At 70.8% G+C, this 10,812-nt stretch carries 12 protein-coding genes; 2 read left to right on the top strand and 10 right to left on the bottom strand.

All coding sequences use genetic code 11. The features are described from left to right. Positions 1-121 precede the first annotated feature (121 nt). The 4 genes from ACFY0P_RS20165 to ACFY0P_RS20150 form a co-directional block, all read right to left on the bottom strand. Positions 122-1,291 (bottom strand): alginate lyase family protein, encoded by a 1,170-nt coding sequence (locus ACFY0P_RS20165; protein ID WP_388914530.1) that lies wholly within the window; start codon positions 1,289-1,291, stop codon positions 122-124. 199 nt (positions 1,292-1,490) lie between these two features. After that, the gene (locus ACFY0P_RS20160; protein ID WP_388914528.1) at positions 1,491-2,252 is read right to left on the bottom strand and encodes a DUF3710 domain-containing protein; all 762 of its coding nucleotides are present in this window, start codon (positions 2,250-2,252) and stop codon (positions 1,491-1,493) included. 1 nt (position 2,253) lies between these two features. Next, a complete protein-coding gene (gene dut / locus ACFY0P_RS20155; RefSeq protein WP_388914525.1) occupies positions 2,254-2,835 on the bottom strand; it encodes a dUTP diphosphatase in 582 nt (193 codons plus the stop codon). Then, positions 2,832-3,416: a PaaI family thioesterase gene (locus ACFY0P_RS20150; RefSeq protein ID WP_388914522.1), complete on the bottom strand. Its 585-nt coding sequence runs from the start codon at positions 3,414-3,416 to the stop codon at positions 2,832-2,834. Before ACFY0P_RS20150 ends, dut begins: the two co-directional genes overlap by 4 nt. 58 nt (positions 3,417-3,474) lie before the next feature. On the opposite strand from ACFY0P_RS20150, the gene ACFY0P_RS20145 reads away from it, so the two are divergent. Then, a complete protein-coding gene (locus ACFY0P_RS20145) occupies positions 3,475-3,942 on the top strand; it encodes a DUF3093 domain-containing protein (RefSeq protein ID WP_388914518.1) in 468 nt (155 codons plus the stop codon). Between the two features lie 145 nt (positions 3,943-4,087). Here ACFY0P_RS20145 and ACFY0P_RS20140 read toward each other — a convergent pair whose 3' ends face one another. The 4 genes from ACFY0P_RS20140 to ACFY0P_RS20125 form a co-directional block, all read right to left on the bottom strand. After that, complete coding sequence (locus ACFY0P_RS20140; RefSeq protein WP_388914515.1) at positions 4,088-5,041, bottom strand: hypothetical protein; 954 nt, start codon at positions 5,039-5,041, stop codon at positions 4,088-4,090. 13 nt (positions 5,042-5,054) lie between these two features. Further along, positions 5,055-5,351 (bottom strand): DUF4193 domain-containing protein, encoded by a 297-nt coding sequence (locus ACFY0P_RS20135; RefSeq protein ID WP_003997302.1) that lies wholly within the window; start codon positions 5,349-5,351, stop codon positions 5,055-5,057. Positions 5,352-5,752: 401 nt separating this feature from the next. Further along, on the bottom strand, positions 5,753-7,003 hold the full coding sequence (locus ACFY0P_RS20130) for a sensor histidine kinase (protein WP_388915371.1): 1,251 nt from the start codon (positions 7,001-7,003) through the stop codon (positions 5,753-5,755). Positions 7,004-7,008: 5 nt separating this feature from the next. Next, the gene (locus ACFY0P_RS20125; protein ID WP_003993508.1) at positions 7,009-7,662 is read right to left on the bottom strand and encodes a response regulator transcription factor; all 654 of its coding nucleotides are present in this window, start codon (positions 7,660-7,662) and stop codon (positions 7,009-7,011) included. 419 nt (positions 7,663-8,081) lie between these two features. On the opposite strand from ACFY0P_RS20125, the gene ACFY0P_RS20120 reads away from it, so the two are divergent. Beyond that, the gene (locus tag ACFY0P_RS20120; RefSeq protein WP_167450044.1) at positions 8,082-8,255 is read left to right on the top strand and encodes a hypothetical protein; all 174 of its coding nucleotides are present in this window, start codon (positions 8,082-8,084) and stop codon (positions 8,253-8,255) included. A 575-nt stretch (positions 8,256-8,830) separates the two neighbouring features. Here ACFY0P_RS20120 and ACFY0P_RS20115 read toward each other — a convergent pair. Together ACFY0P_RS20115 and ACFY0P_RS20110 are read right to left on the bottom strand one after the other, a co-directional pair. Continuing rightward, positions 8,831-9,646, bottom strand: a complete 816-nt coding sequence (locus ACFY0P_RS20115) for an inositol monophosphatase family protein (protein WP_388915368.1) — start codon at positions 9,644-9,646, stop codon at positions 8,831-8,833. Between the two features lie 8 nt (positions 9,647-9,654). Then, positions 9,655-10,782, bottom strand: a complete 1,128-nt coding sequence (locus ACFY0P_RS20110; RefSeq protein ID WP_388914513.1) for a ferrochelatase — start codon at positions 10,780-10,782, stop codon at positions 9,655-9,657. Between the last annotated feature and the right edge of the window lie 30 nt (positions 10,783-10,812).

Here is a 10,812-nt window from a genome sequence, read left to right as displayed (position 1 = left end):
ACGCAGCGTCGACCTTACGGCCAACAATCCAGGCGAATGGCGCACGGACCCCGGCAGCGGGCATCTTTGACGCAACCCTGATGGGCGCCGGTGCCGCGGCTCCGGCGCCCGTGCCGTCGGTTCAGTTGGGGTTGTCGCCGTGGGTGAGGGTCTCCCAGGCGACGAAGAGGTTGTTGGTGCCCGCGGGGCGGTTGTTCAGGGTCAGCGTCTGGGTGTTGGTCATGGCGATGCCGAGGCGGTTGTGGAGCGCGTTGTAGCCGACCTCGGTGACGGGCCCGAGCCCCAGGTTCAGGGAGCCGCCGCAGAGCCAGCTGGGGACGGTGGTACCCAGCTGGTACTTGGCCTGGAAGCCGAGCGCCTGCCGCAGCCGCTCGCCGACGTCCGTGCCGTACAGGTCCTCGCCCTGGATCCGGCTGGTCTCGGCGACGTGCGAGATCGCGGAGATGCCGTACCCGGTGTGCGTGAAGTCCCGGCAGGTCTCCTGGGTGAGGCCGGTGACGAAGGTGGACTGGCCCTGCCAGTAGGAGACGATCTTGGCCGTGGTGTCCAGGTTCTGGCTGGGCACGGTCTTGGGCACCGATCCGTCGGAGGACAGGTAGACGTAGGCGGCGGTGCGGGTGCGGAACTTCGCCATGGCCGTGTCGTACGACGTCCTGTCCTCCAGGAAGACGGAGATGCCGACGGCGGCCTCCATCATCGACAGCTCCCAGTTGCCGTTGGAGTTGGAGCCCTTGATGACGGTGGGGAGGTACACGTTGCGCAGCATGGTGGCGAAGCGGGCCTCGTTGGCCCAGGTGCCGGTGTACGTGTACCTGATGATCTCGGCGGCCTTGGGCCAGGAGGAGCCCGCCCAGCCGGTCTGCAGGGGCGCGTTGCTGTTGGTGTGGCTGGTGATGGTGGCCGACCAGGCGTCCATGATCTGGATGGCCTTCTGCGCGTAGCGGGCGTCCTTGGTGATGTACCAGGCCAGGGCGTCCGTATAGGCGGCGATCGCGTCCTCGCGCTCGTCGGTGCAGCCGTAGTTGGGGTTCGAGTACGAGCCGCACTCGACCGTCGCCCAGGGGGTCGGCGTGCGGTTCAGGTCGGCGTACTTGCTCGCCATCATCTGGTCGTAGGCCGCCTTCCAGGGCTGGGCGCCGGCCAGCACCTCGGTGCGGGCGAAGTCCAGCTGGCTCTTGGAGACGGTGACTCCGGGATGCACGAAGGTGCTGGGGGCGGAGTGTGCGGCGGGGGCCGTGAAGACGCCCAGGAGCAGTGCTCCCACGGCCGCGAGCAGGGGGATGCGACGCACAGCGACTCCGTTCTCGTACGTTCTCGTATGTGAACATGGAGCGCCTCTGTGAACATAGGCGTTGAACGGAGACCGTAGGTACGGACCAGACTTCCGTCAAGGTGTGAAGTAAGCGAGAGCCGTTCACACCGGGGTCCGAGCGCATGTGAAAGGGCCGCATCCCGCGCGGGATGCGGCCCTCGTCGCCTTGCCTGCCTGCTTATCGGACCTCGGTGATCTCCGGTCCGCGCTGGAGCTGGCCCATGCCGCCGGAGAAGCGCGAGGACTCCTCCTGCTGGACGCCCTCGGGGACCATCTGAGCGTCGTTGGGCAGCTTCAGGACGATCGGGTCGCGGGGCGCCATCGGGCCCTCGCCGCGGACCACGACGGTGTCCCGGAAGATCTGCTCGAGGAGCCCGGCGGCCTGCGGCTGCACCGCGCCCTGCCCCGAGATCACACCGCGCAGGAACCAGCGCGGACCGTCCACACCGACGAACCGCACGACCTGGAAGCCGCCCGTGCCGTCCGGCAGCTGCACCGGCACCTGGGCGCGCAGCTCCCAGCCCAGCGGACCCTCGACCTCGTCGACGATGCCACCCTGCTGGGTGATGCCGGTCGCGATCTCCTCGCGGACCTCGCCCCAGATGCCCTCGCGCTTGGGCGCGGCGAAGGCCTGCAGCTGGATGGCGCTGTCGCGCAGCACGACGGTCGCCGCGACGATCGCGTCGCCCGCGACCTCGACCCGGAGCTCCATGCCGTCCACGCCGGGCACGAACAGACCGCCCAGGTCCACCCGGCCCTCGCCGGCCTCGCGCACCTCGGTGTCGTCCCACGGCCCGTCGGGCCGTGGCTCCGGCTCCAGACGAACGCGCTCGCGCTCGCCCTCTTCCCCGTCCGCCTCGGTGTCGACGCTGTCGACGACCTGCTCGGCCTCGCCGGCCGCGTCCTCGGCGGCACCCTTCTTCTTGCGACGTCCGAACACGTCACTGTCCTTCCCGGTCGGATACGACCGAAGCGTATCGATTCCCACCCGTCCGACCGCCCTCGGCGGCCTGACCGCTTGTGCCGCTCACATCGCCCACCGCGGCATGACCGCCGGTGGACCCCAAGCCCCCCTCGGCCCGCGCCGAGCCGGGAAGTTCCGCCACCTCGTGGAAACGGACCCTCTCGACCTGCTGGACGACCAGTTGGGCGATCCGGTCGAAGCGCTCGAACCGCACCGCCTCGCGCGGGTCGAGATTCACCACGATCACCTTGATCTCTCCACGGTACCCGGCATCAATCGTCCCCGGGGCATTCACGAGGGCCACACCGCACCGGGCGGCGAGCCCCGATCGAGGGTGTACGAAGGCCGCGTACCCCTCCGGGAGGGCGATCGACACCCCCGTGGGCAGTACGGCCCGTTCCCCGGGCCTCAGCTCGCACGCCTCGGTGGTGCGCAGATCGGCTCCCGCGTCACCGGGGTGCTCGTACGCCGGAAGCGGTACGTCCGGGTCGACGCGGCGGACGAGGACGCCGAGCGGGCTTGCCGCACGGGCGGGGGAGAGAGGGTTCGCAGGGTTCACGGATTCACCTCGAAGGCGCGGGCGCGCCGGGCCTGGTCGGGGTCCTTCATGGCGGCCTGGATCTCTTCCTCGCGTCCGTGGTCGACGAAGTGCTCGACCGGGACCTCCACGAAGAGGGCGTCGGCGCGGACGGCGACGGGCCCCGCGGGGCCGTCCATGCGCCCGGTGACGGTCGAGTAGATCTTCCGGCCGGCCACGGCGACCACCTCGGCCTCCAGATGGAGTGTGGCGCCCACGGGCACGGGCCGCACGAAGTCGGTCTCCAGCCGTCCCGTCACGGCGATCTTCCGCAGCAGCCAGTTGAGCGAGCCCAGCGTCTCGTCCAGGGCGCTGGCGAGCACCCCGCCGTGCGCGAGGCCCGGAGCGCCCTGGTGGGCGGGGCGCACGGTGAACTCCGCGGTGAGGGAGACGCCCTCGCCGGCCCGTACCTCCAGGTGCAGCCCGTGGGACTGCTCGTGCCCACACCCGAAACAGTGTTCGTAGTGTGCACCGATGAGCTCACCGGGCGCGGGCGCGTCGGGGTGCCGCTCCGGTTTCCGGGCACTGGCAGGGGGCTGAAGAGCTGCGGAACTACCACTCACAGCCGCAGACCTTACCCGCGCGTCCGGTGAATCCGGACACCGTGCCAAGCTTGGCTCCATGCAGCTCTCCGCCACCCCGTACGAAGAACGCCTCACCGCCCCCCGGTCCTGGTGGTTCATCAGCTTCCTGGTCGGCGTCTCGTTCGCCCTGATCCTGCTCCCGTTCGGCACCCTGCCGATGCTGGGCGGCCTGGCCGGCGGCACCGCTGCGGCCGCGGTGGTGGCCAGCTCGTACGGCTCCCCGCGCATCCGGGTCGTCGGCGACTCGCTGATCGCGGGGGAGGCGAAGATCCCGGTGTCGGCCCTCGGCCCGGCGGAGATCCTGGACCCGGACGAGGCGCGCGCCTGGCGCACGTACAAGGCCGACGTCCGCGCCTTCCTGCTGCTGCGCTCCTACATCCCGAGGGCCCTTCGCGTGGAGGTCACGGACCCGGAGGACCCGACCCCGTACCTGTACCTGTCGACCCGGGAGCCGGAGGCCCTGGCGGCGGCGATCGAGGCGGCGAAGACCAGCACGAAGGCATAGCGCCGAACCCGCCCCGCCACGGGGTCTCGTCGGGCTTTGGGGGCCTTGCCGGCCTCCGGGGAGCTCGGTGTCCGCCGTGACGGCGCTCGGCCACGGCGGCGGAGTCCGGCGGTGTCGAACCTCCCGCGCGCCCGGGACGGCCCCGTCAGCCTCCGAAGTCCTCCGGCAACTCGGCGATCGGCAGCGGCTCGGCCGGCTTCTCCAGCGGTGGCAGCTCCGGCAGTTCCTCCCACGGCACCTGGATCTTTCTCAGGTCCGTCCGGATCCGCGACGCGAGCTTTCTGGTGTCCCGGCGGTTCATGACCGCCCCCACCGCGGCGCCCACCATGAACGGCATCAGGTTGGGCAGGTCCCGCACCACCCGCTTCATGATCTGCTGGCGCAGCTCGCGCTTCATCTGGCCCCCGAGGGCCGTGTTGATCGTCGACGGCTTCATCACGTCGATCCCGCGCTCCCCCGACCAGGAGGACAGATACGCGGTGCTGCGGGCTTTCAGGTTCCCCGGCGGCCGCACGCCGTACACCTCGTGGAGCTCGGCGATCAGCTTCAGCTCGATCGCCGCGACTCCGGTGATCTCCGCGGCCAGCTCGGTCGGCATCGCCGGTGGCACCGGCAGCATCGCCGCCGCCCCGACACCGGCCCCGACCGCCGAGGTCGCGCCCGCCGCGCCCGCCACCAGCTTGTCGGCGAGCTGCTCGGGCCCGAGGCCCGGGAACTGACGGCGCAGGGTCCCGAGGTCACGTACGGGGACACGAGGGGCGATCTCGATGATCCGGTCGGCGAGGTACGCCAGCCCCGCTTTCGCCCGGCTGCCGCCCTTACGGGCGCCTTCCCGGGCCATGTCCACGGCCTTGTCGCGGATGGCCGAGGCCCTCCCCCGCTCTCGACTTCGCTCGAGCGGGGGGACCCCCAGCCGGGCGACGCCCGCGGGCCTGTCCGTCGGCGCCGGGAGGTCACCCCGGCCGGCCGCCGGTTCGAGCGAGGCTCCCGGGTCGGGTGAGCCCCGCTCGTCATCACGCGCACGTGGGCCGTCGGACGGCCCCGAGTCCGCTCCCCGCATGGGGAAGCGGCGCTTCCGAGGTGGGGTCGAGCCAGTCATGCCCGACCCGCCCTCAGTCGCAGTCGCGGCAGATCGGCTGACCGTTCTTCTCGCGGGCCAGCTGGCTGCGGTGGTGCACCAGGAAGCAGCTCATGCAGGTGAACTCGTCCTGCTGCTTGGGCAGCACCCGGACGGCCAGCTCCTCGTTCGAGAGGTCCGCGCCGGGCAGCTCCAGGCCCTCGGCGGCCTCGAACTCGTCAACGTCCACCGAGGACGTGGACTTGTCGTTCCGCCGTGCCTTCAGCTCTTCAAGGCTGTCCGAGTCGACGTCGTCGTCGGTCTTGCGTGGAGTGTCGTAATCGGTTGCCATGTCGCTCTCCCCCTCTGGGTGTCTGCGGTGTCTCCAGCGCACGTAACGCGTGAGAGGCCGGACTTGTGCCCGACCCGAGGCGGAGATTTTGCCTCACATCAAGGTCTGTTACTCAATCGACACCCAACCGGACCCCTCGAGAGTGATCGGGTTGAATGGCGATGGGGACCGTACACGGTCCCGTCGAGGCACTCCAAAGGCGCCTCACCCTGTACTTCCCGTGATCAAGACCCCTGAAAACAGGGATTTTCCCGGCTTTATTCCCCTAGCCATGATCACGGAGAGTAGATGGCCGGAAATCCGCCCTTGTGATCGATCACACAGAGGGGAATGTGCCGCGCCGCTGGAAAATTCAGCGCAAAGCGAACACCCCCCGCGTGTGTCGCGATCTTGTAACGACATCAGACCGGCAACGTGACCCGCATCACGAGTCCGCCGCCCTCCCGGGGCTGGGCCACGATGTGCCCGCCGTGTGCCCGGGCCACCGACCGCACGATGGACAGACCGAGGCCCACACCCTTGTCGCTGCCCGTTCGCTCGGTACGCAGCCGTCTGAAGGGCTCGAAGAGGTTGTCGATCTCATACGCCGGGACCACCGGCCCGGTGTTCGCGACGTAGAGCACCGCCTGCCCGTGCTGGATCTCGGTGTTGACCTCGACCCATCCTTCCTCGGGCACGTTGTAGCGCACGGCGTTCTGCAGCAGGTTCAGGGCGATCCGCTCCAGGAGCACACCGTTGCCCTGGACCACGGCGGGGTTCCGTACACCCCGGATCGTCACACCCTTGGCCTCCGCCTCGGCGTGCACCTGGTCGACGGCCTGGGAGGCCACCTCGGCCAGGTCGACCGGTTTGCGCTCGACGATCTGGTTGTCGCTGCGGGCGAGCAGCAGCAGGCCCTCCACGAGCTGCTCGCTGCGCTCGTTGGTGGCCAGCAGGGTCTTGCCGAGCTGCTGCAGCTCCACGGGCGCGCCCGGGTCCGAGAGGTGCACCTCCAGGAGCGTGCGGTTGATCGCCAGAGGTGTGCGCAGTTCGTGCGAGGCGTTGCCGACGAAGCGCTGCTGGGCCGTGAACGCCCGCTGCAATCGCTCCAGCATGTCGTCGAAGGTGTCCGCGAGTTCCTTGAGCTCGTCGTCCGGGCCGTCCAGCTCGATCCGGCGGGACAGGTCCGAGCCGGCCACCGCGCGGGCGGTGCGGGTGATCCGGCCGAGCGGGGACAGCACCCGGCCGGCCATCGCGTAACCGAACGCGAAGGCGATCACGGCCAGGCCCAGCAGGGCGAGGAGCGAACGGCTGAGCAGGTTGTCCAGGGCCGCCTGGCGCTGGCGGTCCACGCACTGGGCGATCGCGGCGTTGAAGTCCGAGATCTGCAGGTTGTTGGTCCCGGTGATCGCCGGGCAGTTGTCGCTGGAGACCCGGATGTTCGCACCGTCGATGATCTTGAAAAACGGCTGGTTGCCGGTGCTGATCGCCTGGGCGGCCAGCAGGTAGATGATCGACAGCAGCAGGATGCCGGCGATCAGGAACATGCCGCCGTACAGCAGGGTGAGCCGTATCCGGATGGTCGGGCGCAGCCACGGCAGGACCGGCTGTGGTCTTCTCGGGTCCCAGGTGGGCTTGGGGGGTGCCTGCGGGGGTGCGGGGGTGGTGGCCACGGTCATCAGATCCGGTAACCCGAGCCGGGGACGGTGACGATCACCGGGGGCTCGCCCAGCTTGCGGCGCAGGGTCATCACGGTCACACGCACGACGTTGGTGAAGGGGTCGGTGTTCTCGTCCCACGCCTTCTCCAGGAGCTGCTCGGCGGAGACCACCGCGCCCTCGCTGCGCATCAGCACCTCCAGCACCGCGAACTCCTTCGGCGCGAGCTGGACCTCCTTGCCGTCGCGGAAGACCTCGCGGCGGTTCGGGTCCAGCTTGATCCCGGCGCGCTCCAGGACCGGCGGCAGCGGCACGCTGGTACGGCGGCCGAGGGCACGGACGCGCGCGATGAGCTCGCTGAACGCGAAGGGCTTGGGGAGGTAGTCGTCGGCGCCGATCTCCAGGCCCTCGACGCGGTCGCTGACGTCACCGGAGGCCGTCAGCATCAGCACGCGGGTGGGCATGCCGAGCTCGACGATCTTGCGGCAGACGTCGTCGCCGTGCACGAGGGGGAGGTCACGGTCGAGGACGACCACGTCGTAGTCGTTGACGCCGATGCGCTCCAGGGCGGCCGCGCCGTCGTACACGACGTCGACGGCCATGGCCTCCCGGCGCAGTCCGGTGGCCACCGCATCGGCGAGCAGTTGCTCGTCCTCGACGACGAGTACGCGCACGTCGCTTGTCCTTCCTCTGTCCACCCGCGTAGCGCGCACCGGCGCACCCGGGCAGGGGTCTCCTTGGGGTGTGTGACATCCATCCTGCCCTTTTCGGCCATAAGTCGGCAGTAAGACAGGGGGCCGGGCAGCCGGATCCGAGGCCGCGGGGCGGGAATGCGAGATTTTCTCCTGCGGTTGAGGTTTCCACGGAGAGGAGCGGGGGGAGGACGGCATGTACACCCCGCGATCACGCTCTGCATGTGCCGCAGCACCATGCGGTACGTACACCGCCGCTACAGCAGAGTGGACGATGGGGGTGTCCGGCGCCGTCGCCGCCCAGCAGGGCAGCGCTGGGCACCCGCGAGAGACGTGATCGCCCCTTCCGAACGGCACACCCCCGTGCCACCGACCCACGACCCAGGACGAGGGGGCGCAGCATGGACGCATTCACCGCAGGACTTCTGCAGCGCATAAAGGCGACCGAGTCCGACATCACCCGGGCTCGTGACGAGGGTGACGACTTCCTCGTCGAAGTGGAGCAGGCCGAGCTCGACGACCTGCGCCGCCTCGCAGCCGAACACGGTGTGGAAGTCGGCGCGACCAGCGTCTGACAGTCCCGCAGCACAGCACCGCGAGAACAGGGCCCCGGCGAATCCAGCGCCGGGGCCCTGCCCTTGCCTGATCCTTTCCCCCGCATCGGCGTTCGATTCCTGCCGACCGCCAAGCCCCGGGATCTTTTTCCCGGGACCGGCTGTCCGGGCGCCCGGACCTCTCGGGCACGGGTGTTCCGGACTCCCGGACCCTTGCGAGACCGATGCCCAGAGCTCTGAGCTGCGAGACCGATGCCCAGAGCTCTGAGCGCTCCGCTGGAGATGCCGCGAGACGCGCTTCGGTCGACCACGGCGCCGTCGTGGCTGATCGCGCAGTTCCTCCCCCAGCCTTCGGCCGGGGGGACCGACCCCCAGCGCCCCTGCGGGGCGCGGACCACGCAGGGGACTTCGCCGGACCCGCTCAGCAAGGCCGGTGCCCGGAATCCTTTCGCGCCGCCGCGGCGGCGCGCCACGACGGTGGTGTCCGGCGGTGCCCGACAGCACTCGGCGGTCGCGGTCTTCGGGCCGCCGTTCCTTCCACGTCACCGACCACTTCCCCCACCGCCGCGGCGCTCGGCCGCGGCGGGCGGCGGGTTTCAGTCGTGCCAGGCTCCGAAGTCCTCCAGGAGGCGCTGGAGGGGCTCGAAGACGCCCGGGGAGCCGGCGACCGTCAGGTCGCGTGCGGGGCGCTCTCCGGGGCGGCCACCGGTCAGGGCGCCGGCCTCACGGGCGATGAGGTCGCCCGCTCCCCAGTCCCAGGCGTTGAGGCCGCGCTCGTAGTAGCCGTCCAGCCGGCCGCAGGCCAGGTCGCACAGGTCGATCGCGGCCGACCCGCTGCGCCGGATGTCGCGGAGCAGCGGGATCAGCCGGGCCGCGACCTCGGCCTGGTGGGTGCGGACGGCGGTGACGTAGTTGAAGCCGGTCGACACCAGCGCCTGGTCCAGCGGCGGCGCCGGGCGGCAGCGCAGCTCACGCTCGCCCTCCCACGCCCCGGTCGCCCAGGCCCCGCCGCCGCGCACCGCGTGGTACGTCTCGCCGCGCATCGGGGCCGCCACGACGCCGACCACGGTCTCCCCGTCCTGCTCGGCGGCGATGGAGACCGCCCACGTCGGCAGCCCGTACAGGTAGTTCACCGTGCCGTCGAGCGGGTCGATCACCCAGCGGACGCCGCTCGTGCCCTCCGTCGACGCGCCCTCCTCGCCGAGGAAGCCGTCGTCGGGGCGGTGGCCGGCGATCAGGTCGGTGATCAGTTTCTCCGCCGCGATGTCCATCTCGGTCACCACGTCGATCGGGCTGGACTTGGTCCGGGCCACGGCGAGGTCGGCCGGCCGGCCGTCCCGCAGCAGCTCGCCCGCGCGGGCGGCCGCCTCCCGGGCGAGGTCCAGCAGGTCCGTGTGCAGGGCGTCGATCACGGGGTTCCTCACGCGTAGGGGCTGTCGGCACCGGCCGCGGCCGGGCGGGGGGCGCGGGCCGGGCAGCAGCCGACCGGGCAGACGTTGTGGCTCGCGCCGAGCGCGCCCAGGGCGCAGGGCGTGACCTCCCGCCCGCTCTCCGCGGCGGCGCGCTCCAGGACCAGCTCGCGGATCGCGGCGGCGAACCGCGGGTCGTCCCCGACGGTCGCCGACCGCCGTACCGGCAGACCCAGCTCCTCGGCCTTGGCGGTGGCCTCCGTGTCGAGGTCGTAGAGGACCTCCATGTGGTCGGAGACGAACCCGATGGGGGCCATGACGACGGCCGGGACCCCGGCGCCGTGCAGCGCCTCCAGGTGGTCGCAGATGTCCGGCTCCAGCCACGGGATGTGCGGGGCGCCGGAGCGGGACTGGTAGACGAGCCGCCAGGGGTGGTCGATACCGGTGCGCTCCCGGACCGCGTCGGCGATCAGCTCGGCCACGTCCAGGTGCTCCTCGACGTACGCGCCGCCCTCGCCGTGCGTCTCGACCGGGCCGGAGGTGTCGGCGGACGCGGTCGGGATGGAGTGGGTGGTGAAGGCGATGTGGGCGCCCGCGCGGACGTCCTCGGGGAGGTCGGCGAGGGATGCCAGCACTCCGTCGATCATCGGGTCGAGGAAGCCGGGGTGATTGAAGTAGTGCCGCAGCTTGTCGACCTTGGGGAGTTCGAGGCCCTCGGCCTCCAGCGCGGCCAGCGAGTCCGCGAGGTTCTCGCGGTACTGGCGGCAGCCCGAGTAGGAGGCGTAGGCGCTGGTGGCGAGCACCAGGATGCGGCGGCGGCCGTCGGCGACCATCTCGCGCAGGGTGTCCGTCAGGTACGGCGCCCAGTTGCGGTTGCCCCAGTAGATGGGCAGGTCAAGGCCGTGCTCGGCGAAGTCCTTGCGCAGGGCGTCCAGCAGGGCGCGGTTCTGGTCGTTGATCGGGCTGACCCCGCCGAACAGGAAGTAGTGCTGCCCGACTTCCTTGAGACGTTCCTTCGGGATACCGCGCCCGCGCGTCACGTTCTCCAGGAACGGGACCACGTCGTCCGGGCCTTCCGGGCCGCCGAAGGAGAGCAGGAGCAGGGCGTCGTAGGGGGTGGCATCGAGCGCGTCTGACATGAGCCGATCCTGCCACCCGGCGCTGACGGC

The sequence above is a fragment of the Streptomyces sp. NPDC001714 genome (assembly GCF_042892755.1).
In the GTDB taxonomy this organism is placed as follows: Bacteria; Actinomycetota; Actinomycetes; order Streptomycetales; family Streptomycetaceae; genus Streptomyces.
This window is presented reverse-complemented; position numbering and strand designations above follow the sequence as displayed.